This is a genomic window from Micromonospora sp. WMMD964, from assembly GCF_029581455.1.
Classification (GTDB): Bacteria; Actinomycetota; Actinomycetes; order Mycobacteriales; family Micromonosporaceae; genus Micromonospora.
In genome coordinates, this window is record NZ_CP120860.1 from 5,820,866 (window position 1) to 5,847,231 (window position 26,366).

At 72.7% G+C, this 26,366-nt stretch carries 23 protein-coding genes and 1 pseudogene; 9 read left to right on the top strand and 15 right to left on the bottom strand.

Going from position 1 to position 26,366, the window contains the following annotated elements:
* The first annotated feature begins 181 nt into the window (after nt 1-181).
* Nucleotides 182-3,034 (top strand): aconitate hydratase, encoded by a 2,853-nt coding sequence (locus O7616_RS26470; protein WP_282304492.1) that lies wholly within the window; start codon nt 182-184, stop codon nt 3,032-3,034.
* Nucleotides 3,035-3,111: 77 nt separating this feature from the next.
* On the opposite strand, the gene O7616_RS26475 is transcribed toward O7616_RS26470, so the two are convergent.
* Nucleotides 3,112-3,333, bottom strand: a complete 222-nt coding sequence (locus O7616_RS26475; protein WP_282304493.1) for a hypothetical protein — start codon at nt 3,331-3,333, stop codon at nt 3,112-3,114.
* Between the two features lie 75 nt (nt 3,334-3,408).
* Here O7616_RS26475 and O7616_RS26480 point away from each other — a divergent pair.
* Nucleotides 3,409-3,510 (top strand): annotated as a pseudogene (locus O7616_RS26480) (DUF397 domain-containing protein); the annotation flags it as partial.
* A gap of 216 nt (nt 3,511-3,726) precedes the next feature.
* Here O7616_RS26480 and O7616_RS26485 read toward each other — a convergent pair.
* The 9 genes from O7616_RS26485 to O7616_RS26525 form a co-directional block, all read right to left on the bottom strand.
* On the bottom strand, nt 3,727-4,959 hold the full coding sequence (locus O7616_RS26485) for a sigma-70 family RNA polymerase sigma factor (RefSeq protein ID WP_282304494.1): 1,233 nt from the start codon (nt 4,957-4,959) through the stop codon (nt 3,727-3,729).
* 26 nt (nt 4,960-4,985) lie between these two features.
* Nucleotides 4,986-5,321 carry a YciI family protein gene (locus tag O7616_RS26490; RefSeq protein ID WP_282304495.1) on the bottom strand — a complete coding sequence of 112 codons (336 nt, stop codon included), beginning with the start codon at nt 5,319-5,321 and terminating at the stop codon, nt 4,986-4,988.
* An 85-nt stretch (nt 5,322-5,406) separates the two neighbouring features.
* Nucleotides 5,407-6,018, bottom strand: a complete 612-nt coding sequence (locus tag O7616_RS26495) for an ATP/GTP-binding protein (RefSeq protein ID WP_278147066.1) — start codon at nt 6,016-6,018, stop codon at nt 5,407-5,409.
* Nucleotides 5,999-6,385, bottom strand: a complete 387-nt coding sequence (locus tag O7616_RS26500) for a DUF742 domain-containing protein (protein ID WP_145779890.1) — start codon at nt 6,383-6,385, stop codon at nt 5,999-6,001. The genes O7616_RS26495 and O7616_RS26500 overlap by 20 nt, the downstream gene beginning before the upstream one ends.
* Nucleotides 6,386-6,390: 5 nt before the next feature.
* On the bottom strand, nt 6,391-6,813 hold the full coding sequence (locus O7616_RS26505; protein WP_282257857.1) for a roadblock/LC7 domain-containing protein: 423 nt from the start codon (nt 6,811-6,813) through the stop codon (nt 6,391-6,393).
* Between the two features lie 91 nt (nt 6,814-6,904).
* The gene (locus O7616_RS26510) at nt 6,905-9,478 is read right to left on the bottom strand and encodes a nitrate- and nitrite sensing domain-containing protein (protein WP_282304496.1); all 2,574 of its coding nucleotides are present in this window, start codon (nt 9,476-9,478) and stop codon (nt 6,905-6,907) included.
* A gap of 79 nt (nt 9,479-9,557) precedes the next feature.
* On the bottom strand, nt 9,558-11,171 hold the full coding sequence (locus O7616_RS26515) for a prenyltransferase/squalene oxidase repeat-containing protein (protein WP_282304497.1): 1,614 nt from the start codon (nt 11,169-11,171) through the stop codon (nt 9,558-9,560).
* Nucleotides 11,168-12,070, bottom strand: coding sequence for a terpene synthase (locus tag O7616_RS26520; protein WP_282304498.1), 903 nt, complete (start codon nt 12,068-12,070; stop codon nt 11,168-11,170). The genes O7616_RS26515 and O7616_RS26520 overlap by 4 nt, the downstream gene beginning before the upstream one ends.
* A gap of 2 nt (nt 12,071-12,072) precedes the next feature.
* Nucleotides 12,073-13,362 (bottom strand): cytochrome P450, encoded by a 1,290-nt coding sequence (locus O7616_RS26525; protein ID WP_282307734.1) that lies wholly within the window; start codon nt 13,360-13,362, stop codon nt 12,073-12,075.
* 462 nt (nt 13,363-13,824) lie between these two features.
* Between O7616_RS26525 and O7616_RS26530 the strand changes: the two genes are divergently transcribed.
* Nucleotides 13,825-14,073, top strand: a complete 249-nt coding sequence (locus O7616_RS26530; RefSeq protein ID WP_088988578.1) for a DUF2630 family protein — start codon at nt 13,825-13,827, stop codon at nt 14,071-14,073.
* 43 nt (nt 14,074-14,116) lie between these two features.
* Here O7616_RS26530 and O7616_RS26535 read toward each other — a convergent pair whose 3' ends face one another.
* The 3 genes from O7616_RS26535 to O7616_RS26545 form a co-directional block, all read right to left on the bottom strand.
* Nucleotides 14,117-15,049, bottom strand: coding sequence for an RIO1 family regulatory kinase/ATPase (locus O7616_RS26535; protein ID WP_282304499.1), 933 nt, complete (start codon nt 15,047-15,049; stop codon nt 14,117-14,119).
* A gap of 475 nt (nt 15,050-15,524) precedes the next feature.
* Nucleotides 15,525-16,169 (bottom strand): HAD family hydrolase, encoded by a 645-nt coding sequence (locus O7616_RS26540; RefSeq protein WP_282257850.1) that lies wholly within the window; start codon nt 16,167-16,169, stop codon nt 15,525-15,527.
* A gap of 65 nt (nt 16,170-16,234) precedes the next feature.
* Nucleotides 16,235-17,095 (bottom strand): carbon-nitrogen hydrolase family protein, encoded by an 861-nt coding sequence (locus tag O7616_RS26545; protein ID WP_282304500.1) that lies wholly within the window; start codon nt 17,093-17,095, stop codon nt 16,235-16,237.
* A 77-nt stretch (nt 17,096-17,172) separates the two neighbouring features.
* Here O7616_RS26545 and O7616_RS26550 point away from each other — a divergent pair, with 77 nt between their 5' ends.
* The 6 genes from O7616_RS26550 to mug all read left to right on the top strand — a co-directional run bounded on the left by O7616_RS26550 (nt 17,173) and on the right by mug (nt 21,584).
* Entirely contained in the window at nt 17,173-17,745 is a 573-nt protein-coding gene (locus O7616_RS26550) for a TetR/AcrR family transcriptional regulator (protein WP_030337284.1), read from the top strand.
* A gap of 81 nt (nt 17,746-17,826) precedes the next feature.
* Nucleotides 17,827-18,750: a TIGR04222 domain-containing membrane protein gene (locus tag O7616_RS26555; protein WP_282304502.1), complete on the top strand. Its 924-nt coding sequence runs from the start codon at nt 17,827-17,829 to the stop codon at nt 18,748-18,750.
* Nucleotides 18,747-19,565 (top strand): DUF692 domain-containing protein, encoded by an 819-nt coding sequence (locus tag O7616_RS26560; protein ID WP_282304503.1) that lies wholly within the window; start codon nt 18,747-18,749, stop codon nt 19,563-19,565. The genes O7616_RS26555 and O7616_RS26560 overlap by 4 nt, the downstream gene beginning before the upstream one ends.
* Complete coding sequence (locus tag O7616_RS26565) at nt 19,562-20,101, top strand: hypothetical protein (protein WP_282304504.1); 540 nt, start codon at nt 19,562-19,564, stop codon at nt 20,099-20,101. The genes O7616_RS26560 and O7616_RS26565 overlap by 4 nt, the downstream gene beginning before the upstream one ends.
* Nucleotides 20,092-20,853: an SDR family oxidoreductase gene (locus O7616_RS26570; RefSeq protein ID WP_282304505.1), complete on the top strand. Its 762-nt coding sequence runs from the start codon at nt 20,092-20,094 to the stop codon at nt 20,851-20,853. The genes O7616_RS26565 and O7616_RS26570 overlap by 10 nt, the downstream gene beginning before the upstream one ends.
* Nucleotides 20,854-20,972: 119 nt before the next feature.
* Nucleotides 20,973-21,584 carry a G/U mismatch-specific DNA glycosylase gene (mug, locus tag O7616_RS26575; protein WP_282307735.1) on the top strand — a complete coding sequence of 204 codons (612 nt, stop codon included), beginning with the start codon at nt 20,973-20,975 and terminating at the stop codon, nt 21,582-21,584.
* 19 nt (nt 21,585-21,603) lie between these two features.
* On the opposite strand, the gene O7616_RS26580 is transcribed toward mug, so the two are convergent.
* Complete coding sequence (locus tag O7616_RS26580) at nt 21,604-24,147, bottom strand: DUF6493 family protein (RefSeq protein WP_282304506.1); 2,544 nt, start codon at nt 24,145-24,147, stop codon at nt 21,604-21,606.
* 147 nt (nt 24,148-24,294) lie between these two features.
* Nucleotides 24,295-26,271, bottom strand: coding sequence for an ABC transporter ATP-binding protein (locus tag O7616_RS26585; protein WP_282264830.1), 1,977 nt, complete (start codon nt 26,269-26,271; stop codon nt 24,295-24,297).
* Nucleotides 26,272-26,366: the final 95 nt, after the last annotated feature.

Consider the following 26,366-nt stretch of genomic DNA (forward strand, 5'->3'; position numbering starts at 1 on the left):
CTCCCGGGCGACTTGTCCGGCAGGTGCCGCCGCGGCACGGGCGGACAGGCGGCCGGGTTGCACAACTAGCAAGACGGACGTACGGTTTTGTTGAGCGCGGAATCGGCGGTAAGTGTCACCTAACCTCGGCGGCACCCCGACCGGTGCGACAGACTGCTCAGGACTACTCACGGTCGCTGGTGTGAAGGAGTACGACGTGGCGAGCCTCGACACCTTCGGTGCGAAGACCCAGCTACGCGTCGGAGACGCGAGCTACGAGATTTTCAAGATCGACAAGGTGGACGGCCACGCTCGGCTGCCGTACAGCCTGAAGATCCTGCTGGAGAACCTGCTGCGGACCGAGGACGGCGCGAACATCACCGCCGACCACATCCGTCAGCTCGGCGGATGGGACCCCACCGCCGCCCCGAGCGTGGAGATCCAGTTCACCCCGGCGCGGGTGCTCATGCAGGACTTCACCGGCGTGCCCTGCGTGGTCGACCTGGCCACCATGCGCGAGGCCGTGCGCGACCTGGGCGGCGACGCCACCAAGGTCAACCCCCTCGCCCCGGCCGAGCTGGTCATCGACCACTCGGTGATCGCCGACCTGTTCGGCCGCGAGGACGCGTTCGCCCGCAACGTCGAGCTGGAGTACGAGCGCAACAAGGAGCGCTACCAGTTCCTGCGCTGGGGCCAGACCGCGTTCAACGAGTTCAAGGTCGTCCCCCCGGGCACCGGAATCGTGCACCAGGTCAACATCGAGTACCTGGCCCGCACGATCATGGAGCGCAACGGGCAGGCGTACCCGGACACCGTCGTCGGCACCGACTCGCACACCACGATGGTCAACGGCCTGGGCGTGCTGGGCTGGGGCGTCGGCGGCATCGAGGCCGAGGCCGCGATGCTCGGCCAGCCGGTCAGCATGCTGATCCCCCGCGTGGTGGGCTTCAAGCTCTCCGGCGAGATGCCGGCCGGCACCACCGCCACCGACCTGGTGCTGACCATCACCGAGATGCTGCGCAAGCACGGTGTGGTCGGCAAGTTCGTCGAGTTCTACGGCCCCGGCGTCAGCGCCGTGCCGCTGGCCAACCGGGCCACCATCGGCAACATGTCCCCCGAGTACGGCTCCACCGTGGCGATCTTCCCGATCGACGCGGAGACGGTCCGCTACCTGGAGCTGACCGGCCGCGACGCCGCTCAGGTCGCGCTCGTCGAGGCGTACGCCAAGGAGCAGGGCCTCTGGCACGACCCGGACGCCGAGCCGGAGTACTCGGAGCGCCTGGAGCTGGACCTCAGCACCATCGAGCCGTCGCTCGCCGGCCCGAAGCGCCCGCAGGACCGGGTGCCGCTGGGCAGCGCGAAGACGCTGTTCCGCTCCGCGTTGACCGACTACGTCGCCGACGACTCCGCCGGTGAGCGGGACCTGAAGCCGAGCGTGGCCCGTGAGGAGCTGCCGCGCGGCGCGAACGGCCCGGCCGACGAGGCCAGCGCCGAGTCCTTCCCGGCCAGCGACCCGCCGGCCAACGAGTTCAGCGACCCGGCCGACGAGCCGCGCGACCTGGAGACGGCCGCCGCCGGAGCGGGCGGGCGGGCCACCAACCCGGTCCGGGTCACCGGCACCGACGGTGTCGAGTACGAGCTGGACCACGGCGCCGTGGTGATCGCCGCGATCACCTCCTGCACCAACACGTCCAACCCGCAGGTGATGATCGGTGCCGCCCTGCTGGCCCGCAACGCCGTCGACAAGGGCCTGACCCGCAAGCCGTGGGTGAAGACGACCCTGGCGCCCGGCTCGAAGGTCGTCATGGACTACTACGAGCGGGCCGGCCTCACGCCGTACCTGGACAAGCTCGGCTTCAACCTGGTCGGCTACGGCTGCACCACCTGCATCGGCAACTCGGGCCCGCTGCCCGAGGAGGTGTCCGCCGCGGTCAACGAGCACGACCTGTCGGTCGTCTCGGTGCTCTCCGGCAACCGCAACTTCGAGGGCCGGATCAACCCGGACGTCAAGATGAACTACCTGGCGTCCCCGCCGCTGGTGGTCGCCTACGCCCTGGCCGGCACGATGGACATCGACCTGGCCAATGAGCCGATCGGTGAGGACACCGAGGGCAACCCGGTCTACCTGCGGGAGATCTGGCCGAACAGCGCCGAGATCCAGGACGTCATCGCCCAGGCGATCGGCGCCACCGGGTTCAGCGCCGCGTACGCCGACGTCTTCGCCGGTGACGAGCGGTGGCAGTCGCTGCCCACCCCGACCGGTGACACCTTCGCCTGGGAGAACGACTCCACCTACGTGCGTAAGCCCCCGTACTTCGAGGGCATGCAGCAGGAGCCGACCCCGGTCGTCGACATCGCCGGTGCCCGGGTGCTGGCCAAGCTGGGTGACTCGGTGACCACCGACCACATCTCGCCGGCGGGCGCGATCAAGGCCGACTCCCCGGCCGGCACGTACCTCGCCGAGCACGGTGTGCCCCGCCACGAGTTCAACTCGTACGGGTCCCGCCGGGGCAACCACGAGGTGATGATCCGGGGCACGTTCGCCAACATCCGGCTGCGCAACCAGCTGGTGCCCGGGGTGGAGGGCGGCTTCACCGTCAACCACCTCACCGGTGAGCAGACCTCGATCTACGACGCCTCGATGGCCTACCAGGAGGCCGGCGTCCCGCTGGTCATCCTGGCCGGCAAGGAGTACGGCTCGGGGTCGTCGCGGGACTGGGCGGCCAAGGGCACGATGCTGCTGGGCGTCCGCGCGGTCATCGCCGAGTCGTACGAGCGGATCCACCGCTCCAACCTGATCGGCATGGGCGTGCTGCCGCTGCAGTTCCCGGTGGACGTCACCGCCGAGTCGCTGGGGCTCACCGGCACCGAGACGTTCACCATCACCGGGGTGACCGCCCTCAACGACGGCGAGACCCCGCGTACGGTGCAGGTCAGCACCGACACCGGCGTGGAGTTCGACGCCGTGGTGCGGATCGACACCCCCGGTGAGGCGGACTACTACCGGCACGGCGGCATCCTGCAGTTCGTGCTGCGCCGCATGATCGCCAACTGATCGCGTTCGGCTGGTCGAGGGCCGCTCCCGCTTCGGCGGGGGCGGCCTTCGCCGGACTAGCCGAGGAACGCCTGCGGTCAGGGCGCGAGGGCTGCCAGCCGTTGGTCTATCGCCGCATCCACGGCCCGGATGTCGTAGCCACGTAGCCGCCGTCGCAGGCTGGCCGCCCGAAGCGCGTCTCGCGCGGCAGCCCGCAACACTGCGCTGTCGGTGGCCAGTGCCCCGTCGACCTCGGCGAAGAGACTTTCGACCTGACGCATGTCGTAGCCGCGCAGAGTAACCACGAACGGCAGTTGCATGCGGCCACCATATCGGTCGCCGACCGCGCCCAACAGGGATGCGTGACTGGGTGAGCGCTCAGCGCAGCCGCAGCGGGCGTCATCGGCGTACGCGACTCCAAGGACCCGGCCGGTCCGGCGCTCACCTTCGACCCGGCGGCCTGGTCCCGATTCCTGGCGTCGGCCAAGCGCGGCTGAACCTCTGGGAGGTTCCCGGCGCGGCCCAGGCCGCGCCACCGCCTGAAAGCCGAGATCTTGGACAGTTTCCGTCAGCCGAAGACGGAAACTGTCCAAGATTCACAGTGCTAGTCCTCCCCGACGCCCCGACCGGCGTCTTCGACACGGCCGGACCACCAAACGCACAAGCGCGGTCCGGCCGTCGGGACTCGGCCGGCTCAGAGCCGACGCGCTCGTCTAGGGCGCGAGTTCGGCCGCCCGGTCCAGCAGCGCGCGACGCTCGGCGGTCGAGCCCACCGTCGCCGCCGCCTCCCGGAACAGTCCGGCGGCCCGACGTCGGTCGCCCTGCCGGGCCACCAGATCGGCCTCCACCGCCCCCGCGAGCGGGTAGCCGTCCAGCCCTCCCCCGGCCCGCGCCGCGTCCAGCAGAGCCAACCCGACGGTCGGCCCGTACGCGTACCCGTGCGCGACAGCGCGGTTGAGCGCGACCACCGGGGAGGGCCGGAGGTCGGCCAGCGCGTCGTAGGCCCGCGCGATGGTCGGCCAGTCGGTGTCGTCGGCCGACGCGGCGGTGGCGTGGCAGGCGGCGATCCGGGCCTGCCACGCGTACGGCCCGTCGTGGCGTACCCGATGGAGGGCTTCCAGGCCCTCGGCGACGGCCGCGTGATCCCACAGTGAGCGGTCCTGCCGTTGCAGGGTGAGCAGGTTGCCGGCGGCGTCGCGGCGGGCGTCCCGGCGGGAGTGCTGGAACAGGCACAGCGCCAGGAGCGCCGCCACCTCGGACTGCTCCGGCATCAGCCGGTCGAGCAGCCGGGCCAGTCGGACCGCCTCGTCGGCGAAGGCCGGCTCGCCGTCGGCGACGTAGCCTCGGGTGAACAGCAGGTACAGCACCGCGAGGACGCCCGGCAACCGCTCGGTCAACGCCGGCCCGGCCGGTACCCGGTACGGGATGCCGGCCTGCGCGATGCGCGTGCGGGCCCGGGTCAACCGCCGGGTCATCGTCGACTCGGTGACCAGCAGAAGCCGGGCGATGGCGGCGGTCGGCACCCCGCAGACGGTACGCAGCGTCAGCGCCACCCGGGCCTCGAAGGCGAGGGCCGGATGGCAGCAGGTGAAGATGAGCCGTAGCCGGTCGTCCACCACGTCCTCCCCCACCTCGGGCTCGGGCTGCGCGTCAGGGGGCGTGAGCAAGGCGAGGTCGTGCAGCTTGCGGCGTTCCACTGTGGCCCGCCGCAGCGCGTCGATCGCCCGGTTGCGGGCCACCGTCATGAGCCAGCCGCCCGGGTTGTCCGGCACACCGTCGACGGGCCAGCGCTCCAGGGCGACGGTCACCGACTCCTGGGCGCAGTCCTCGGCCAACGCCCAGTCCCCGGTCACCCTGATCAGGGTCGCGACGATCCGGGGGTACGCCTCGACGCCGGCGGCCGCGACGGCTTCCGCCGCCGCGCCGACCGGTGCCCCCGTGCGCACCGGCCGGCGCTGCGATGTGGGCACCGTCAGTCGGGCAGGTCCGCGAACGGACGCAGTTCCAGTCGCCCCGCACGGGCCATCGGGTGGGTGCGGGCCACCTCGATCGCCTCGTCCAGGTCAGCGCACTCGATCAGGTCGAAGCCGACGATCACCTCGGCGGTCTCCGCGAACGGCCCCTCGGAGACGAGCAGCTCACCGTTGCGCACCCGGACGGTGGTGGCCGCGCTGGTCGGCGCCAGCACGTCGCCGGTCAGGCGGCGGCCACGAGAGTCGTTCTCCGCCACCCACTTGTGGATGTCGGGCAGTTCGGTGGGGTCGGTGTCCGGCTCGCTGTCGCTGCACACGAACATCATGTATTTCATCTGGTCGCTCCCTGGTCTCTCGGGGTGTCGCCAGCATGACGATCGGCCGACGGCGTTCCGGACACCCTCCCCCGAAAAACGTCGGTCAGTCTCCGCTGGCGGCGCGGCGACGGGCCTCGCGGGTCTTCATGGCGTGCTCCATCAGCGTGACGAGCACCTCCTTGCTGGACTCGCGCTGCCGGGCGTCGCAGAGCAGCACCGGCACCCCCGGGTCCAGGTTCAGCGCGGCCTGCACCTCGTCGAGCCGGTACTGCCGGGCGTCGGCGAAGCAGTTCACCGCCACCACGAACGGCGTACCCCGGCCCTCGAAGTAGTCGATCGACGGGAAGCAGTCGGCGAGCCGGCGGGTGTCGGCCAGCACCACGGCACCGATCGCGCCCAACGCCAACTCGTCCCAGACGAACCAGAACCGGTCCTGCCCGGGCGTGCCGAACAGGTACAGCACCAGGTCGTCGCTGATGGTGATCCGGCCGAAGTCCATGGCCACGGTGGTCGTGGACTTGCCCTCCACTCCGGAGAGGTCGTCGATGCCGACACCGGACTCGGTCAGCACCTCCTCGGTGCGCAGGGGCCGGGTCTCGCTGACCGCACCGACCATGGTCGTCTTGCCCACGCCGAAGCCGCCGGCGACCAGGATCTTGATCGCGGTGGGCAGTGTCGTCGCTCCGGCCGGCCGGTCAGAGTGCCCGTAGTCCATTGATTACCGCCTCGAAGATGCTGTTGTCGGGAAGACCGGCCGTGGTCTGCGGCTCGCGGACCCGCACCAGGCTGCGGGCCGCCAGGTCACCGAGGAGCACCCGGATGGTGCCCACCGGCAGGTCGAGATGAGCGGCGATCTCGGCGACGGACTGTATGCGCTGGCACAAGCCGACGATCGCCACGTGCTCCGGACCGAGACCGATCTCCGGCGTGACCTCGGCTTGGGTCGCGGTGACCAGGGAGATCAGGTCGAAGGTGCCGGTGACCGGGCGGGCTCGCCCGCGCGTCACCGCGTATGGGCGTACGACCGGACCCGCGTGGTCATCCACCCACTGATGGTCTGCGGACTCCCCCTGGACCGTCATCGCCGCTACCTCTCGTCGACCGACTGCTCAGTTGCCCGGGAAGGAGACGCGACGTACTTGCCGACGCGGGTGACCAGCATCGCCATCTCGTAGGCGATCAGGCCCACGTCGGCGTCCTCGCTGGCCAGGACCGCCAGGCAGGCGTTGCGCCCGGCCGCCGTGACGAACAGGAACGACGACTGCATCTCGATGATGGTCTGCTGCACCTGCCCGCCGCCGAAGCGCTTCCCGGCGCCTCGGGCCAGGCTCTGGATGCCCGCCGCCATCGCCGCCAGGTGCTCACCGTCGTCCCGGCTCAGCCCTTGGGAGGAGGCCATCAACAGCCCGTCGCTGGAGAGCGCGACCGCATGCTCGGCCTGCTTCACCCGGCCCACCAGATCGTCCAGCAACCACGTCAGGTCGGCACTCGAAGCCGTCTTCTGCGCCACTTCGTCGTCCTCTTCTCGCCCGGCTGTTGCGCCGTGTTCGTCTAGGGCTGACCGTCACGCCGTGCGGGGATTCCCGCACTTCGACAGCCGGTCAGGGGGCTTGGGGGTCCTCGTCGCTCGGCTCGGGCGTCGCCGTCGTCGGGGCGCCGGACGGGCCACCGAGCAGCCGTGCCGCGTCGGTGCGGCCACGACGGGTGCCGGTCTGGTAGGAGCTCATCATCCGGCGCACCTGCTCCGGCTGGCGCACCACATCCTCGTCGTCACTCTCCGACTCCGCTGGGTCGTCCCGTAGCTCGGGAACGATGTTCGCCTGTCGGACCCGGACCGGGAGACCGGAGTCGGTTCGCGCCGCCTCGGCCTGGTCGGGCGTCGGGGCGTCGCCGCCGGTGGCGACCGGAGGGCCGTCGTCGGCCGTGACGGGTGCTTCCACGCGCTCCGCCCCTCGGGTGCGGTCGACAGCGGGCAGGCCGGTGGGAACCGTGGGTGCTTCCAGCGCCGGCACGGCCGGACCACGCCGGGCCCGGACGGGCAGTTCGGGCGTCGCGGTCGTCCGCTGCCGGGTGGGCAGGGCGGTGTCGCCCTCGTCGGCCGACGTCGCCGGGTCGGCACCGTCCGACGTGGGCGCTGCCGGGACGACCGCTTCCGGTACGTCCGACGCGGTCGCTGGCGTCGCGGCCAGCGCGACGGGTGCGAGGGCCGTCGACCGGCCGGCGTCGGCGGAGTTCGTCGACGGCGTCGGAGCGGCCGAGCCGGTCCGCATCGAGCCGGAGTCCTCCGGGTTGGGACCGTCCTCGGTGACCAGTTCGAGCGGGATCAGCACGACCGCCGTGGTTCCGCCGTACGCCGACTCCTTCAACCGCACCCGCACACCGTGCCGCTCGGTCAGCCGGCTGACCACGTAGAGGCCGAGGCGGGAGGCGTTGGCGAGGTTCAGCTCGGACTGGTCGACGATCCGGTGGTTCGCCGCGGCCAGGTCCTCCTCGCTCATGCCGAGGCCCCGGTCCTCGATCTCGATGGCGAACCCGTTGGCCACCGACTGGCCACGGACCTCGACGGTGGTGTGCGGCGGGGAGAAGGACAGGCCGTTCTCGATCAGCTCGGCGAGCAGGTGGATCACGTCGCCGACCGCCCGGCCGGCGAGGGAGACCTCACCGAGCGGCAGCACGTTGACGCGGGTGTAGTCCTCCACCTCGGCCACGGCGCCACGTACCACGTCGACCATCGGGACGTTGCGTCGCCAGGCCCGACCGGGGGTGGAGCCGGAGAGGACGATCAGGTTCTCCGCGTTACGCCGCATCCGGGTGGCCAGGTGGTCGACGCGGAACAGGTCCTCCAGCTCCTCCGCGTCGTGTTCACGGCGCTCCATCGCGTCCAGCAGGGTGAGCTGGCGGTGTACGAGTGCCTGGGTGCGGCGGGCCAGGCTGAGGAAGACCTCGCGGACGTTGCGACGCAGGTCGGCCTGCTCGACGGCGGTCCGCAGAGCGGTCTCCTGGACGGCGTTGAACGCCTTTCCGACCTGGCCGATCTCGTCGGTGCCGAATTCCAGCGGCGGTGCCTCGGTGGCCACGTCGACCTCCTCGCCGCGGCCGAGCCGATCGACCACGCGTGGCAGCCGCTCGTCGGCGAGCTGCCAGGCGGCCTCCCGCAGTCGGCCCAACTGGCGTAGCAGGGCGCGAGCAGTGGTGATCGAGACGACGACGGAGGCGATGACGGCGAGCAGACCCAGACCGGCGGCGAGCACCAGCCGGATGACCACCCAGACCGCCACCGGCGTGGCGCGCTTCACCAGAGCGTCACCACCGGCCAGGACGACGGCTTCCTGCTCCTTGAGGGAGGGATCGATCGCGGCCTGCCAGTCGCCGGCCTCGACCGGCAGCGGCGCGTTGGGGCGACCGACGGTGACCATCCGGTCTTCGAGGGCGCGGAGGCGGGTGAAGGCCTGCCCCTCGGTCATCTGGACGTAGCGCTCACGGTCGGCGTCCGGCAGCTCGGCCAACGCCTCGGCGACCAGGAACCGTTGCGCGCCGACCAGGTGGGCGAACTGGGTGTACTCCGGGGCGCTGACCCGACCGGCGGCGGCCATCCCGGCGAAGAGCGCGTCCTCCTGCGACATCAGCTCCCGTACCCGCACGAGCCGGGTGAGGTTGACGGTGTCCTGGGCGATCTGCTCGTCGTCGAGTTGACCCATCGCCGCGTACACCCGGAACAGCGAGTCGAGGACCCCGGTGTACGCCGCGGCCGCGCCGGCCCGGTCCACGGAGCCGGAGACGACGGCCGCACGCATCTCGCCGAGCCCGTCCAGTCGGGCCACCATCTCGTCGATCCGACCGATCAGTTCGTCGCTCGACGCGAACCGGGCCCGCCAACTGCGGGCCGACTCGGCGAAGGTGGTCGCGCTCTTCTCGCTGCGCTCCTGCTGCGCCTGCAACTCCTGTGCCAGGCCCTGATCGCGGCGGCCGAGGTAGGCCACCGACATCCGACGCTCCCGCTGAAGCTCGGTGAGCAGTGACTCACTCGGTTGCGCGACCTGCGAGTCGAGCGTCTGCGCACCGAGCACGTTGAAGCCGTCGCGCAGGGTCACCCAGGCCGCGAACGCCCAGAGCGCGGCGAGCGAGACCAGCAGGGCCACAATCTTGGTGCGCAAACTTGCACTGCGGGAAGCCATCCCACCCGTCCCTCGACCGTTTCGATTGGCTGAACGAGCCCAGCCCCCGGCCCGGCGCACGCTAGCAGTGTCCGGAATTTCACTCAAGCGGTGCAGACCAACGGCTATCCGGGATATGGGCGGATCCGCCCAGCCGCGCCGCCGCCGAAACCCGGGCAGCCGCCACCGTCGCTCGGACTATCACCGCCGGATGATAAAGGTCTTTGTCATGCCACAGTGGATGATCGGTACGCTCATCCTGCATTGTGGACAGACGGTGGGCGGCGGCGACGCCCGCGGCACGGATCGTGGGTGACGGCGGCGCGGCCAGCAACACGAGCAGCCCGTAGGCGGTCTCCTCCGCCGTGCCACACCAGCGCCCCCACGAACCGTCGGCCCGCTGGGTGTCGAGCACCCAGGAGACGGCCCGCCGCAATGCGTGGCGTGCCGACGGCCCGCCGTACTCCCGGAGCGCCAGCGTGACGCAGTAGGTGGCGTAGTACGGCGAGGCGTGCCACCGGTCCGACCATCGACCGTCGGGTTCCTGCCGGTCGAGCAGCCATCCGGTGAGCCGGCGCAGCACGGGCGCCGGGGACGGGCCGCCGCCGCCGACGCACCGACCGAACGCCTCCAACACGTGCGCGTTGGTGGTCACCGACGAGCCGTCCTCGCCCTGCCAGGTGCCGAAGTGCTCACCAGCGTCGAAGCGGCCCAGGCACGACGGATCGGCGGGGTGCCCCAGGAGGGCCAGCGCGTACAACGTCACGGCCGTCGTGTCGGCGTCGGTGGGCAGCCCCGGGCCGGTGGCCGCACCGTCGGGTCCCACCGCGTCGCGCAGCCCGGCGAGCAGCTCCGGCGGCACCGTCGGGAGCACACCGGCCCGCGCGAGGGTGCTCAGCACCCACGCCCGTTCGAACACGGTGATCGGAGTGGCACACGGGACCGCTCCACCGTGCTCGTCGGCTGCCCGAATGAGGTAGTCCAGCGTGGCGGATTGAGTACCGTCGGGGTCGCCGAGCCACGCGGCGGTGGCGGCCGGCGAGGCTCCGACCGGGCCGGCGGCGGTGGCGGTGACACCTGCCGCACGCCGGGCGGCCGGGCCGAGGACCTCCAACGCGTGCAGCAGCTTGGGCGGAATCGGCCGACCGGACCCCAGCAGCAGGCGTACCCGGTCGAGCCGCTGCCGGTCCAGGCCGTCGGGCATCGCCGGCGCGCCGACGCCTCGCCAGTGGACCAACCGCGTCGGCGGGTCGGCGAGGTGGTCGGCGATCCGGTCGACGAGTGCCGGAACGATCAGGTCCGCGGCCGGCAGGTCCGGCACGGGGTGGGTCGCCGGGCCGGTCGCCCGGTCGAACAGCAGTCGAAGTCCACGATCGACGGCATCGGACACCGCCTCGGGAGACCAGCCCGCCGGTTCGACGCGCAGCAACGTCGCGAGCAGCCCCTCCACGGCGCTCAGGGTGGGCACCAGCGCGTACCCGTCCGGCCCGCCCCAGCCGCCGTCCGGGCGCTGCCCGGCGAGCAGGTACCGGATCCGGTCGGCGTGGCGTGGCAGCCAGGGGGCCAGGGAGACCAGACGGGCGGTCTCGTACGGCGAGGCGGACGTACGGCCGGACGGGTGCCGGCTCAGCTCGGCGATCACCTCGGCGACGTCGCGCGCCGGCCCGCGATCTCTGGACGCCCCGGCGTCCTGGACCAACGCCCCGGTGCTCACGACACTCCCCAGAAGTCGGTGCTCCGGTAGAAGCCGGTGGTGTAGCCGAGCTGCCGGGTCAGGTACGCCGCCTCCCTCGGGCAGTCGACCCGCAACTCCTCCAGCAGGTCGGTCGCCTCCGCGACCAGGCGCTTCAGTTCCTGTTCCACGACTGACCGGTCGTCCACCAGCATGATCGCGTTCAGGTCGCCCCAGCGAAGGTCCCGCTCGTACGTACTCAGGTCGTTGACCAGTCGAAGAGCGCGTTGTACCGCGTCACTCACGATGACCAGCCGGTCGAGCGCGGCCTCCGTCTCGGCCGCGCCGGTCCGGATCCATTGCAGGACGTTCACGAGAGTGCTGGCCAGGTTGTCCGCGTTGTCCAGGTACTCGGCGAGGCTGGGCCGCGCCCGGAGGTCGTCGCCCATCGCCGTCTTCCACTGCCACTCCTGCCGCATGGCCAGCAGGCTTCGACGGGCCGCCGCCCGCCATGCCCCACCCAGCCGGTCGAATGCGGGCGCGGCAGCCAGGTCGTCGTGGAGAGCAGCGAGGAACCGTTGCAGTGGCTCGTCGGCCGACGGCGGTTCACCGTCGGCCACCCGAAGCTGCCCCCGCACCAGCCGGTCGAGCTCGGCGGCAGAGGTGGCCAGCCGGTCCACCTGCCAGTCCAGCGCGAACACCCAGAGCACGGCCCGATTGGTCAGTCGCAGCTCGGCGGCCGCACACCAGGGCGCGCTGAACGCGGTGACCAGCGCGATGGTGCTGGTCAAAGCGCCGTCGAAGGGCCCTTCCGCGAAAAGGTCCGGGTGCGCGGTCAGACACCGTTGCAGGTCACGTTGCCCCTGGGCGGCGAGGGCACAGACGCGCCCGTGCTCGGCGGCCTGCTGGAGGTCGTCGCTGATCGCAGATCGTTGTGCCACTGCTAGGCCAGGGCCGGTTGCCGATGGGGGGTGAGCAGCAGCGGCACCCGTTCCCGTGGTCGCAGCGACGCCGCCAGTTTCGCCGACGGCATCCCGGGCGTGCAGAGTCGGTACCGGAATCGGCTGAGCAGGGTCGCCACGATCAGTGGCGCCTCGAGCTGGAAGAGGTACTGGCCGATGCACTGGTGAGCGCCGCCACCGAACGGGTAGTAGGCGTAGCGGTGAGCGCGCCGGGGAGCGTCGGGCGCGAAGCGTTCCGGGTCGAACACCTCCGGCCGGTCCCAGAAGCGGGCCAGCCGCTGGGTCACGTACGGGCTCAGGATGATCGTGCTGCCGGCCCTGACCCGGGTGCCGTCGATGACGTCGTCGGCGACAGCGGTGCGGGGCACCAACCAGCCGGACGGGTAGGCACGCAGGAGTTCGTCCAGCACCATCCGCAGGTAGCGCAGTTCGCCGAGCTGTTTCTTGTCGATCACGTCGTCGGGGCCGACCACGCGATCGATCTCCTCGTAGAGCCGCGCGGCGACGTCGGGCTGTTGCTCCAGCAGCGGGAAGAGCCAGGTGAGCACGACGTACGTGGTCTCGGTCGTGGTGGCGAACATCGACACCAGATCGTCGCGTACCCGCTGCTCGTCGAGTCTGCGGCCGTGTGCGTCACGGGCCCGGGCCAGCGACGCGACGATGTCGTCGCCCTCGTCGTCCTCGGCTCGGGCGGCATGGACCAGCGGCAGCAGGATGTCGTCGATGTTCCGGACCGCCTGGCGGAAGGCGCGGTCGCCGGGCATCGGCACGGCGTCCGGCATGAACGGGGTGAGCAGCCGGAAGCGCAGCGCGTTGGCCACGGTGTCCTGTTCCGCGACGACCCGTACGGCGTCGGCGACGGTGATCCGGTCGCCGAAGAAGACCTTGATGACGGCCTGGCAGATGATCCGGGAGATCTCGTCGGCCGCGTCGACCGGTTCGCCGTTGCGGGCCGGGAGTTTCAGGTCGTCGACCGCATCGCTGATCGCCCGGCTCAGATCGCCGATCGCGGCGTCGAGCCGTTTCGGCGTGAAGTGGACCTGGAGCCGCCGTCGGCTCGCCTCCCACTGTGGCCCCTCGGAGAGGATGCCGTCACCGCCGAGCTTCTTGACCGACTGCCAGAGCATGCTGTCGCCGGCCCGGGTGTAGTTGGCGGCGTTGTCACGGAGCACGTGCTGGACGTGTGCGGGCTCGGTGACCAGGTACGGGCGGATGGTGCCGAGGTTCAGTCGCACGATCTGCCCGGGTGCCGAGTCGGCCAGCCCGACCATCGTGCCCAGTGGATCACGGAGCAACCCGGGTAACGTCCGCCGGAGGGTGGCCACGTATGGATCACGGCGGGTCGGCATGGTCGGCTCAGTCATCGTTCACCTGCACGGGTCCGTCCTCTCCGGTGGCACCGCACTGCGGGTCGCGCTTCGTGCTGCCTCGGCGATGGCGCGTGACCATCAGGCAGAGCTTCGCATTCGCGAATCCGCTTCACCAGCAGGCGGATCGGGGAGACTTTTCGCTCAGGCCGGGTGATTTGTGCCTTTGATCCGGACCGGCACGGCCCATCCACGAGAATCCCGCAGGTGGTGCCCCCGTGATGAGCACCGCGTGAGGCCATCCGGACGGAGAGTGAAAAATGGCACATTGACGCGTCGGCGTCGGTGTGATCCAGGCTGACGACCAGGACACAAGCGGCTGACGAATCCAGGCGTTTCCGGGGCCGCTGTGCCAGGCTCAGGAGCATGGACGACAAGACCATCCTGAACCGGATCTCCGAGCTGGTCGACGAGGAACACAAGCTGCGTGCCGAGGCGCAGGCCCACGAGTCGGGCACCGCGGGCGAGGCCAGCGAGCGACTGCGCGCCCTGGAGGAGTCCCTCGACCAGTGCTGGGACCTGCTGCGCCGCCGACGGGCCGCCCGGGACACCCACGGCGACCCGGACGCGCAGGGCGAACGCCCCAAGCCCGAGGTGGAGCGCTACCTGCAGTGACGGCACAGCGGGTCGGGCGGTCCGACCGCCCGACCCGCTCCGATCAGCGCAGCCCCGCCTCGCGGAGCAACTCACCGGTCAACGTACCGGGATCGGTCTGCTCGGCGGGCAGCCCTCGAGCCGCGAACCAGGCCCCGACCACCCGCACGTCACGTGCCAGGAACTCCGGACCCTGCGGGTTGGCCACCACGTCGACCACCTGCGGCAGGTCGATCACGACCAGCCGCCCCCGGTGCACGAGCAGGTTGTACGGCGACAGGTCACCGTGCGCGTAACCCGCCCGGGCCAACACCCGCAGCGCCTCCACGAGTTGCGCCCACAGGTCGCGCAGCTCGGCCGGGCCGGGTCGCAGCTGAGCCAGTCGGGGCGCGGCCTGCCCCGACTCGGCGTCGCCGACGAACTCCAGCATCAGCTCGGTGCCCCGTAGCTGCACCGGGTACGGCACGGCGATCCGGTCGTGCCCGGCCCCGATCTCCCAGAGCCGGGCCAGAGCCGCGAACTCCGCCGCCGCCCACTGCCCGGCGATCATCTGCCGACCGAACGCCGTGCGCCCGGCCATCGCCCGGTTCTCCCGGGACCGACGCACCCGACGACCCTCCAGATAACCGGCGTCGCGGTGGAACAACCGGTGCTCGGGATCCCGGTAGCGTTTGACCGCCAGCAGACAGGACCGGTCGGTGTCGGGCACGGCCCGGCGGACCAGGTGGACGTCCGCCTCCTTGCCCGTCTTCAGCACACCCAACTCGGTGTCCCGGGCGGCCAACTCGGTGACCAGCCAGGCTGGGTGCGGCTCCGGCCCGTGCACGGCGTCGTCCCAGGACGACCAGTGGTCGCCGGTGTCCGGATCGGGCTCGCCGTCCGGGTCGGCGGGCGGCTCGGTGGGCCGCCCGCGCTTCAGGAACTGCGGTTCGTCGTCGTCGAAGCGGCTCTTGCCGCGGCTCCGGCGCTCCAGCGCCGGGAAGTCGTGATCGCGCACTGTGGTGAGGTTCCCTTGGTCGAGGCTGAGCTAGGCGGCTGGAATCGACCTGCGAAGACGGTCATGACCGACCTCCTCTCCTCGACCGGGCCCACGCCCGGGACGCACCATGCGCAGGACCACTCTCACGGCCACGCGACACCCGGTCAACCGAATTACCGCCGACCGCACGCCGGTGCGTCGCGACCGCCGCGCCCCGCTCCCCCGCCTCGCCTCGCCTCGCCCCGCCCCGCCCCGCCCCTCGGGCATGATCCGCCCCGCCCCGCCCTCGGGCATGATCCGCACAACAACCCTGATGTTGCTGCCTCCGGGCGCGTGGAGGCAGCAACATCAGGGAAACTGCGCGGGCGCGCCCGGGCGCGCCGTGCGCATCAGGCGCAGCGCGCAACGCGGGCGCAACGCAGGCGCGCCGTGCACATCGGGCGCAGCGCGCAGCGCGGGCGCACCGCGCACACCCGCGCGGACAGGACCGCCCTCAGCGGGCCAGTACGGTGGCGACGGCGGCGATCAGCCCGTCCACGGTGTGGCTCGGCGCGAACCGGACGTCCGACCAGGTACGTCCCCGGTGCAGCCAGACACTCGGCAGCCCGACGGCGGCGGCGCCACCGATGTCCGCCTCCGGGCTGTCGCCGACCACCCAGGCGCCGCGCAGCGGCATCCGGACCCGCTGGGCGGCGAGCGCGAAGATCCTCGGGTTGGGCTTGCTGACGCCGGCCTCCTCGGAGATCACCCAGTCCGCGACGTACCGGTCCAGGCCGGTCTGGCGAATCTTGGCGTCCTCGACGCGTACCGTGCCGTTGCAGACCACCACCGGCACCCACCCGGCGTCGTCGGCGATCCGCAGCGCGCAGGCGGTCAACGAGTCGAGCCGGGTCTGCGCCACCACCCCGTCGTGCAGCTCCTCCACCAGGTCGATCGAGGGGATGCGCAGCTCGTAGCGGTCCCGGATGGCATCGGCGAGATCCCATCGGTCGGTCAGACCGTCGGCGTCGATCGAGACCAGCCAGTCGATGTCGGTGTGGGGCGCGCCGATGCCGGCCAGGAAGCGCTCACCCCAGCGGCGGAACGGCCCGGCCCGATCCAGCAGGGTGTTGTCCAGGTCCAGCAGGAGCAGTGGCACTCGGGCACCCTACGGGACCGACGTGTCCGCCAACAGAGCCGGCGGGTTTCGACCTCACGACGTGCTCAGCCGGACATCGACACCCGGGCCCCGCCCTGGTCCGGCAGTCGATCGGCGAGCATCGAATGGGCCGTCCGGGTGGCCGCGAGCACGGCGGGTTCCAGCGTCGCCACGAGCACCGCGGTGCCCTCGTCAGCGCCCCGCGCCAGCACCCGGCCCTCGGGGTCGTAGACCGCCGCGCCGCCGTTGAACCGCCACGGGTCGTCGCCGCCGACGGCGTTGGCGAAGACCACGAACATCGTGTTGTCCAGGGCTCGCGCGGCGTAGTAGAGGTCCCGGCGGTGCTCGGAGCCGGCCAGGTATCCGCTGGGGCACAGGTAACCGTGTGCGCCGTCGAGTGCGGCGGCCCGCCCGTGCTCGGGGAAACAGCCGTCGTAGCAGATGCCGAGGCCGAGCCGCCATCCGTCGACGAGCAGCGTGGCACCGCGACCGCCGGCGCTGAACAGCTCGCCCTCGTCACCCCACAGCTGCTGCTTGTCGTACCCCACCCGGACCGCGCCGGTGCGGTCCACCACGAGCGCGCCGATGGTCCGGCGTCGGTCCTGGTGGCGGACGGCGGCGCCGACCACGACGGTGACGCCGGCCTCGCGCGCCGCGTCGCGCAGCGGGTCCAGGCGGGCGTCCGCGACGACCCCGGCCGGGTCGGCCGCGATGTCCGTGCCGGCCGGGTCGGCGGCGAGGGTCGGCGGGTGGTACGCGCACAGGAACAGCTCCGGCAGGACGGCCACCCGGGCATCCCGCTCACCGGCCCGGCGGACGAGGTCGGCGGCGAGGAGTGTGTTGCCGACGACGTCACCTGGAGTCGGTGTGGCCTGGATGGTGGCCACGGTCAGCGGAGTGGTGGGGACGGTCTGCGGCGGGATCACCGGGCGATGGTAATCGGCGGACTCCCAAGCCGTACGTACGGTTTGCGTGACCCGGGGTGACCTGCAACGATCGACGCGTGCCCAGAGTAAGTCAGGACCAGCTCGACGCGCGCCGGCAGGAGATCCTCGCCGCGGCCCGGGCGTGTTTCGCCCGGCTCGGCTACGAGGGGGCGACCGTCCGCCGCCTCGAGGAGGCCACCGGCCTGTCCCGTGGCGCCATCTTCCACCACTTCCGGGACAAGGACTCGCTCTTCCTGGCCGTCGCCGAGGACGACGCCGCGGCCATGGTCGAGACGGTGGCCCGCAACGGTCTGGTGCAGGTGATGCGTGACCTGCTCGCCCGCGCCGTCTCCCCGGACACCACCGGCTGGCTGGGCAGCCAACTGGAGGTCTCCCGCCGCCTGCGCACCGACCCGGCGTTCGCCAAGCGCTGGGCCGAGCGGTCCGCGGCGATCGCCGAGGCGACCCGCGACCGGCTGGCCCGCCAGCGCGACGCCGGGGTGCTGCGCGAGGACGTCCCGATCGACGTGCTGGCCCAGTTCCTGGAACTGGCCTACGACGGTCTGGTGCTGCACCTGGCCATGGGGCGACCGGCCGGCGACCTGGGCCCGGTGCTCGACCTCGTGGAGGAGGCGGTCCGCCGCCACTGAGTGCGCGGACAGCGGTCCGTCGACCGTGGCGAGGCTGCTCCACAATGGGGCCGCGGATCCCTCCGGTGACAGGAGCAGTCGATGATCGTTCACGCCGCGTCCGGCGACACCTGGGGCGTCTCCGGCCCGACTTTCCTCCGGTTCTACCTGGTGGCAGCCGCCCTGGTGGTGGCTGTCGCGGTCTACCACCGGGTCCGGCTGGCCGCCGGGTCGACGACCGCCCCGACCGCCGATGCACTCGGGCCGCAGCAGGTCGCGTACCTCAACGGTGGGCCTCGGCTCGCCGTCCACGCCGCGCTCGGCGGCCTCCGTGGCAGCGGCGCGATCGGCGTACGACCGGACCGCCGACTGACCACAGGGGGTGCCGCGCCCACCGGGCTCACCCCGTTGGAGCAGGCCGTCCACTGGGCCGCGCACCAGCACGCCCGGGTCGCGGACCTGCCGAAGGACGAGCGCGTACGCGCCGCGCTGGACCAACTCCGCGACGGCCTGGAGCACCGAGGGCTACTGAACACCGACGCGCAGCGCGCGCGTGCCCGCCTCTGGACCACGCTCCTGATCGGCCTGCTGGGTCTCGGCGTCTTCCGATTCGTCTCCGGCCTGTTCAACGGTCAGCCGGTCGGCTACCTGCTGCTGACCCTGGTGACGCTCCTGATCGTCACGCTGGTGCTCCGTCGGGCGCCCGCGCTCACCCGGGCCGGTCGAGCGGCGCTGCGCGGCGTGCGCCGCGAGCACACCCACCTCGCCCCGGCGTCCGCGCCGGCCTACGCCACCTACGGGGCGGCCGGTGCGGCGATGGGTGTGGCCCTGTACGGCACCGCCTCGCTCTGGGCACTCGACCCGGGCTTCGCCGAGCAGGCCGAGATCCAGCGCCAGGCCGCCTCCGGCAGTGGCTGGAGCGGAGGCGGCGACGGGTCGTCGGGCGGCGGCGACAGTTCCGGCTCGGACGGTGGCAGCTCCTGCGGTGGCGGGGGCGGATGCGGCGGCGGGGGGTGCGGCGGATGACCGGCCCGTCCGGGGTCGGCATCGGCTGGCGTCCGGAGATCGCGGGTTTCGTGGCCGAGCTACCCGGGCTGCGGTTCGTGGAGGTGGTGGCCGAGTCGGTGCCCGCGTCCGGGCCGCTCCCGCCGGGTCTGGCCCGGCTGCGGGAGCGCGCGGTGACAGTCGTACCCCATGGGGTGCGGCTCTCCCTCGGCGGCGCCGAGCCGGTCGACCCGGCCCGGGTCGCCCACCTGGCCGCGGTGGCGCACCGCGTCGACGCCCCGCTGGTCAGCGAGCACATCGCGTTCGTCCGGGCCGGTGGCCTGGAGGCCGGGCACCTGCTGCCGCTGCCGCGCAGCCGGGAGGCGGTCGACGCGGTCTGCGCCAACGTGGCACGGGCCCAGGCCGAACTGCCGGTGCCGATCGCGCTGGAACCGATCGCCGCGCTTGTCGACTGGCCCGACGACGAGTTGGACGAGGCGGACTTCCTCACCGAGATCCTCGACCGGACCGGGGCGTTGTTGCTCTTGGACGTCGCCAACGTGCACGCCAACGCCCGCAACCGGGGCACCGACCCGCTCGCGTTGCTGGACCGACTGCCGCTGGAGCGGGTGGCGTACGCCCACGTGGCCGGCGGCGCCGAACACGGCGGCTTCTACCACGACACCCACACCGACCCGGTTCCTCCGGCGGTGCTGGAGCTGGTGGGCGCGCTCTGCGCCCGACGGCGACCACCGGCGCTGTTGCTGGAACGCGACGGCCACTACCCGCCGGCCGCCGTCCTCCGCGCCGAACTGGACGCCCTGTCCGCCACCGCCGGCTTTCCGGCCGTGACATGACCGACGACGACGGCACCTCCCCGCCCCGGGCGGGGCTGGCCGAACGGCAGGCCGAACTGGTCGCGGCGCTGGTCGCCGGGGGCCCGCCGCCGGCGGGTTTCGCCCCTGGGCCGCTGGCCGCCACCCGGGCCGCGCTGCTGCGCAAACGCGCCGGTGACGTGGCCCGGCACTGGCCGCTCCTCGCCGCCGGCCTCGGCGCGGAGTGGTCGACGACCTTCGCCGGCTGGGCCGCGGGGCGACCCACCACCGGGTCGCTGCGCGACGGCTGGGACCTGGCCCGCACGCTGCGCGACCAGCACGCGCTTCCCCCGTCGGCCGCCGAGGAGCTGGCCGCCCGGGAGGCACGCCTGCGCTACGACGGGCGTTCCGCGCCACGTCCGCGCCGGTTGCCGGCGGTGGGCCGCGCCGGCGGGGCCGTGGCGGTGCAGATCGGCGGTCGGGTACGCCTGCTACGCGCCGCTCCGCGCCCCACGACGACGGCCACCGTCGCTGGCGACGACGTACCGGATGCGGCAGGATCGAGCTTATGGATCTAGGGCTGACCGACCACGTGTACGTCCTCACCGGCGCCTCCCGCGGGCTGGGCTTCGCGACCGCGCAGTGCCTGGTCGCCGACGGGGCACGGGTGGTCCTCTCGGCCCGTGACCCGGACGCCGTGGCCGCCGCCGCGCAGCAGCTCGGCGGCCCGGAGAATGCCGTGGGGCTGACCGCCGACCTGGCCGACCCGGAGACCCCGGGCCAGCTCGTCGCGGCGGCCCGGGAGCACTTCGGTCGGCTCGACGGCGCGTTGATCTCGGTCGGCGGCCCACCGGCCGGCAACGCGGCGGCGATCAGCGACGAGCAGTGGCGGCTGTCCTTCGAGACCGTCTTTCTGGGCACCATCCGCGCGGTCCGTACGATCGCCGCCGCGCTGCCCGAGGGCGGCGCGATCGGGTTGGTGCTCTCCACCTCGGCCCGGGGTCCGGTGCCCGGCCTCGGCATCTCCAACGGTCTGCGGCCCGGTCTGGTCGGCGCGGCCAAGGACATCGCCGACGACTACGGCCCCCGCGGAGTCAGGGTGGTCGGGCTGCTGCCCGGCCGGATCCTGACCGACCGCAACCGGGAGCTGTTCGCCGCCACCGGCGACCCGGAGCGCGCCCGCGCCGAAGCCGAGGCCGGCATCCCGCTTCGCCGCCTCGGTGACCCGGGCGAGTTCGGTCGGGTGGCCGCGTTCGTGCTCTCCCCCGCCGCGAGCTACCTCACCGGCATCACCGTGCCGGTCGACGGCGGCGCGCTGCGCGGGCTGTGACGCCTGGCCGGGCCGCGCGGCCCGGTGCACCGGGTGAGCCGGCCGGTCCGGTGCGGCCCGGTTCACCAGGTGAGCCGGCCGGTCCGGTGCGGTCCGGTTCAGCCGACGATGCCGACGCGGTGACGCCCGACCCGGTTCGAGCCCGCGCTGCCGGCAGCCATCCTCGACCGAATCGGGCGGAGCTGGCCGCCGCCGCGGACCGGACCATCCCCGACGTCCTCGCGCCGGGCCTGGAGGTGCTCTTCGTCGGCATCAACCCCGGGCTCTGGTCGGCCGCCACCGGGTGGCACTTCGCCCGACCCGGCAACCGGTTCTGGCCGGCGCTGCACGCGGGCGGCTTCACCCCGCGACTGTTGCATCCGAGCGAGCAGGACGAGCTGCCCGCCCTCGGGCTCGGCATCACCAACATGGCCGCCCGGGCCAGCGCCCGCGCCGACGAGCTGAGCACCGAGGAACTGCTCACCGGTGCGGCGATCCTGGCCGACACGGTGGCCCGCCACCGGCCGCGCTGGGTGGCGGTGGTGGGGGTGACCGCGTACCGGATCGGTTTTCAGCGGCCGAAGGCCGCCTTCGGGCCGCAACCGGAGACGTTGGTCGATGCCCGGCTCTGGGTGCTGCCCAACCCGAGCGGCCTGAACGCGCACTTCACCCCGGTCACGCTCGGCCTGGCGTTCGCCGAGTTGCGGGTGGCGGCGGAGCTGCCGGACCGCCGCACGCCACCGACCGCCTGACCGGCGCCGGTCCGGCGGGTCAGCCGGTCGACGCGGCGCGCAGCCGGCGGGCCTCCTTCACCAACCGGCTCGTGCCGCCGCGCGCCGCCACGTCGGCCAGCCCCGGCAGCTCGATGTGGACGCCTGTCGCGCCGGCTGTCTCGGTGGCCAGGGCGAGCAGGTCGGGCGTGCCACGGGGCGCGGTCGGCGCGGCCAGCAACGGCGGTAGCGCGGCGGCGAGGAGCCACCACACACTCAGCCGGGCACCGGCCGCGACCGCGTCCCGCAGCGGGTTCACCGCCCGGGTCAGCGTCACCTGGTTGTCCGCCGCCAGCGCCCCCAACCGCCCGCCGACGCCCGGGGCGTCCAGCTCACCGGCGGCCGCCAGGATCAGGAGGGCGTCGAGGGCGGCGACCCGGTCAGCCTCGTGTCGGGCGCACAGCCCGTACGCCAGCGCCAGGTCGAACGCCGGTCCGCCGACGCCGGTGCACTCGGCGAGCCGCGGCAGCACCGCGCCGAACCCTTCGGCGTCCTCCTGCGCCCCGCTGGCGACACCGGGCAGCAGGCGAGCGGCGACCAGACCCCGATGCCCCGGCAGCAGCGCCGGCCACAGGTCACTCCAGTCGGCGGGCCCCTGCCCGACCCGGCGGACCGCCACGGTGAGCAGGCCGATCGGGTCGGCCACGCCCTCGGGCGGGGTGGTGGCGACGACGGTACGCCGCACCGGCAGGCGGTCGTAGCCGTAGTCGAACCCGTGGCGGCGCTCGCGTCGGCCGACCGTGACCACCTGCTGCACGGGTGCCGGTAGGGCGTCCCCGCGCAGCCAGCCGGCCAGCTCGTCGCCGGCCGGCGTGCCGAGCGCCGCGGCGCGGCTCGCCAGGGCGTCGTCCACGCCGACGGGCACCCGCAGCAGGGCCTGGGTGAGGTCCCACCGCCAGGCGGGCCGGTCGCCGAGTGCGACAAGCCGCTCGTAGAGCACCCCCGGGTCGACGGCCCCGGTGACCGACGTCGGGGCGGCCAGCAGCCCGGGATCGTCCGAGCCGTCCATCCGTTGGCCGATCTCGGCGAGTCGGGCGCAGTAGAGCTGCGAGATCGGAGACTGCGTGGACGACTCATCCGTCGACCGGCGCCGGAAGAGGCGGTCCCTCCAGGTCACCGACTGGCCGAGGATGCGGGCCCACTGGTCACGCCGCCGCTGAGCCTCCGTCGGCGCGGCCGCGGCCAGCAGCACCCCGTTGAACTGGGCCCGGACGTTGGACACCGCCGACCTGCCGTCGTGCCCCCGGATCTCCGCGCGGCGCACCACCGGCGACAGGGCAGCCGCCAACCGGTCCTGCTCGCGGGTGGCCAGCCGGGCCAGACCATCGAGGACCCGCTCCAACGTCAGCGCGGGCCACGCCTGGCCGAGCAACCCGGTGATCTCCTCCACCAGCTCGTCCACGTCGGTGATCGGTGGCGGCGCGAGCGCGGGCGGCACCGGTGGCGGCAGCTCGTCGCCGGGCACCGCGACGGTGGCCGTGGCAGCCGGACGATGGCCGTGCCGCTGCGCCAGGGCCAGCGCGCGGTCGCGCAGGTCGGCGGAGGGTTGGGCGACACCCGACGCCAGGGCCTCGGCGATGTCGGCCGCCCGGTCGGGGTGCTGCCGGACCAGTCGGTCCAACCAGGACAACTGAGCCCGCACCAACGCCTTCTCCGGCCGACCCAGCACGACCCGCGCGGTGTCCAACACCGAGTCGATGTCCAGGTCGCCGTCCGCGTCGCGTAGCGCCCGCTGGGCCAGGCCGGCGACCGGCCCCGGCGCGTCGGCGAGCAACCGCAGATACGCGCTCGCCCGCGCCGTCACCTCTCCCGGCGTGGGCGCCAGCAGGTCGTGCAGGGCCATGAACGGCCGCAACGCGGTCGGCCGATCGCCGCGCAGCAGCCGGCCGAGAACCCCGTCGAGCAGCGTCGACCGGTCCAGTCGGCCCTCGGTCGCCAGCGCCGCCAACGCCGGCGGCACGCCCTGACCGGCGCCGTTGAACGTCAGGTCGGTGCCGATCCCGTCGACCTCGAACAGTCGGGGCAGCAGCGTGTCCAGGAACGGGTCGGCGCGGAGCCGCTCGACGAGGGACTGCGGCCGGCTCTCGAAGCGCGCCATCCACAACGACTGCGCCCATCCGGCGACGAACGCGTCAGCCGTGGGGGGCGGTGCCTTCTCGGCCAGCAGCAGCCCGGCGACGAAGTGCCAACCGTCCCACGAGCGACTGCGGGGCAACCGCTCGGCCAGCCGGTACGCCACCTCGGCCAACCAGGGCACGCCCCGCAGGCGGGCCGCCTCGACGACCGGCTGCGGGTCGGCGTTACCCAGCTCGACCGACCGCCGGCCGAGCAGGGTCGCGGTCTTGGTGGCGGTGCTCAACGTGCCCACCGCGGCCACCGCCAGGGCGGTCGCCTGCTTGTCCGCCCACCAGGTGTCGCGTCGACTTCGGACGTGGGCCGTCAGCTCGTCGCCGAGCGCCCGGCGGGCCGGCTCGTCGAGTGTGCTCAGCAGCTCACCGACGGCGGCCACGTGGCCGAGGCTCAGGCACCTGAGGAAGTGCGTCACACCGCTACCTCCGCGACGGCGGGCACGGTGGGCGGCAGCAGGCTTGGGCACCTCGACATGGCGCACACCGTAGAGCAACCGACCGACATGCGATCGACCGTGAACGGCCGCCCGGGGCTCAGTCGACCGTGAACGGCCGCCCGGGGCTCAGTTCGCGGCGGCCGGTGGCAGCACCTCGTCGGCGCGGTAGGTGCCCAGCGGCATGACCACCGGCTCGGGCCCGGTGGCGTCGACGAACGGGGTGGGCGAGTCGGCGACAGCGAACTGGGTCCGGTACAGCTCGGCGTAGAGCCCGCCGACGGCCACCAGCTCGTCGTGCCGGCCCCGCTCGACGATCCGCCCGCCGTCGAGGACCAGGATCTGGTCGGCGTCGCGCACGGTGGAGAGCCGGTGCGCGATCACCAGGGCGGTCCGGCCGGTCAACGCCACCGCCAACGCCCGTTGCACAGCCGCTTCGCTCTCCGAGTCGAGGTGGGCGGTCGCCTCGTCGAGGATCACGATCGACGGCGCCTTGAGCAGCAGCCGGGCGATCGCGATGCGCTGCTTCTCACCGCCGGAGAACCGGTAGCCGCGTTCCCCGACGGTGGTGTCCAGACCGTCGGGCAGTGCCCGGACCAGGTCGGCCACCTGGGCGCCGGCCAACGCGGCCCAGATCTCGTCGTCGGTGGCGTCGGGCTTGGCGTAGCGCAGGTTCTCGGCGATCGTCTCGTGGAACAGGTGCGAATCCTGGGTGACGACGCCGATCTCGTCGCGCAGGGACGCCAACGTCGCGTCGCGTACGTCCACCCCGCCGACCAGCACCTGACCGTCGCTGACGTCGTAGATCCGGGAGATGAGCATCGACAACGTCGACTTGCCGGCGCCGGACGGGCCGACCAGCGCGACCATCTGCCCCGGCTCCACGCTGAACGAGACACCCTTGAGCACCGGCTCGTTGACGGTGCGGTCGAGCGTCGCGACCTCCTCCAGCGAGGCCAGCGACACCTCCGCGGCGCTCGGGTAGCGGAACCGCACGTCGCGGAAGTCGACCCGACCGGCCCCCCGGGGCACCGGCACCGCGTCCGGCTTCTCCACGATGCCCGGCTTGAGGTCGAGCACCTCGAAGACCCGGTCGAACGAGACCAGGGCGCTCATCACGTCCACCCGGACGTTGGAGAGCGCGGTGAGCGGACCGTACAGCCGGGTGAGCAGCAACGCGAGCGTCACGACGGTGCCCGCGCTGACGCCACCGGTGACCGCGAGCCAACCGCCGAGGCCGTAGGTGAGCGCCTGCGCCAGCGAGGCCACCAGCAGCATCGCCACGAAGAACGTGCGGGAGTACATGGCGGACTGGATGCCGATGTCACGGACCCGTTCGGCCCGGCCGGCGAACCGGCGCGCCTCGATCTCGGGCTGGCCGAAGAGCTTGACCAGCAGTGCCCCGGCCACCCCGAACCGCTCGGTCATCGTCGCGTTCATCTTGGCGTCGAGGTTGTACGCCTCCCGGGTGATGTCGGCCAGCCGCCGACCGACCCGGCGGGCCGGGATGATGAAGATCGGCAACAGCACCAACGAGAGCGCGGTGATCTGCCAGGAGAGGGTGAACATCACCGCGGCGGTGAGCACCAGTTGGATGACGTTGCTGACCACACCGGACAGGGTGGAGGTGAACGCCCGCTGGGCGCCGAGCACGTCGTTGTTGAGCCTGCTGACCAGAGCACCGGTCTGGGTACGCGTGAAGAACTGCAACGGCATCCGCTGCACGTGGTCGTAGACCCGGGTGCGCAGGTTGAAGATGATGCCCTCGCCGATCCGGGCGGAATACCACCGCTGGGCGAGGGAGAGCAACGCGTCGGCGACCGCCAGCGCGGCGATGAACAGGGCCAGCCGCACCACGAGCCGGCCCGCCTCGGCGCCGCCCCGGTTGATCGCGTTGATCACGTCACCGGCGAGCACCGGGGTGGCCACGCCGATGACGGCGGCCAACACGACGGTGGCCAGGAAGACGACGATGTCACGCCGGTAGGGCCGGGCGAAGGCGACGATGCGGCGGGCCACGCCGCGCTTGAGCCGGTGGGTGGCGACCTCGTCCTGGTTGCGCATGGACCGGAGCATGCTCCACCCGGCCATGCCGCCTCCGGACATCGGGTTGGACATCGCTCACCTCCGGGTTGTCGGGCAGACCGCGTCGTCAGGTCAATTCTCCCGACGACTGTGACAACCTCGGTCGTAACCCGGAT

Bases quoted from the DNA above. Each gene is read 5' to 3' on its own strand.
- O7616_RS26475 (WP_282304493.1), bottom strand. From the start codon at position 3,333: ATGCAACTGCCGTTCGTGGTTACTCTGCGCGGCTACGACATGCGTCAG.
- O7616_RS26490 (WP_282304495.1), bottom strand. From the start codon at position 5,321: ATGAAATACATGATGTTCGTGTGCAGCGACAGCGAGCCGGACACCGAC.
- O7616_RS26495 (WP_278147066.1), bottom strand. From the start codon at position 6,018: ATGGACTACGGGCACTCTGACCGGCCGGCCGGAGCGACGACACTGCCC.
- O7616_RS26500 (WP_145779890.1), bottom strand. From the start codon at position 6,385: ATGACGGTCCAGGGGGAGTCCGCAGACCATCAGTGGGTGGATGACCAC.
- O7616_RS26510 (WP_282304496.1), bottom strand. From the start codon at position 9,478: ATGGCTTCCCGCAGTGCAAGTTTGCGCACCAAGATTGTGGCCCTGCTG.
- O7616_RS26525 (WP_282307734.1), bottom strand. From the start codon at position 13,362: ATGGTCGGGCTGGCCGACTCGGCACCCGGGCAGATCGTGCGACTGAAC.
- O7616_RS26530 (WP_088988578.1), top strand. From the start codon at position 13,825: ATGGACGACAAGACCATCCTGAACCGGATCTCCGAGCTGGTCGACGAG.
- O7616_RS26555 (WP_282304502.1), top strand. From the start codon at position 17,827: ATGATCGTTCACGCCGCGTCCGGCGACACCTGGGGCGTCTCCGGCCCG.
- O7616_RS26560 (WP_282304503.1), top strand. From the start codon at position 18,747: ATGACCGGCCCGTCCGGGGTCGGCATCGGCTGGCGTCCGGAGATCGCG.
- O7616_RS26565 (WP_282304504.1), top strand. From the start codon at position 19,562: ATGACCGACGACGACGGCACCTCCCCGCCCCGGGCGGGGCTGGCCGAA.
- O7616_RS26570 (WP_282304505.1), top strand. From the start codon at position 20,092: ATGGATCTAGGGCTGACCGACCACGTGTACGTCCTCACCGGCGCCTCC.
- O7616_RS26585 (WP_282264830.1), bottom strand. From the start codon at position 26,271: ATGTCCGGAGGCGGCATGGCCGGGTGGAGCATGCTCCGGTCCATGCGC.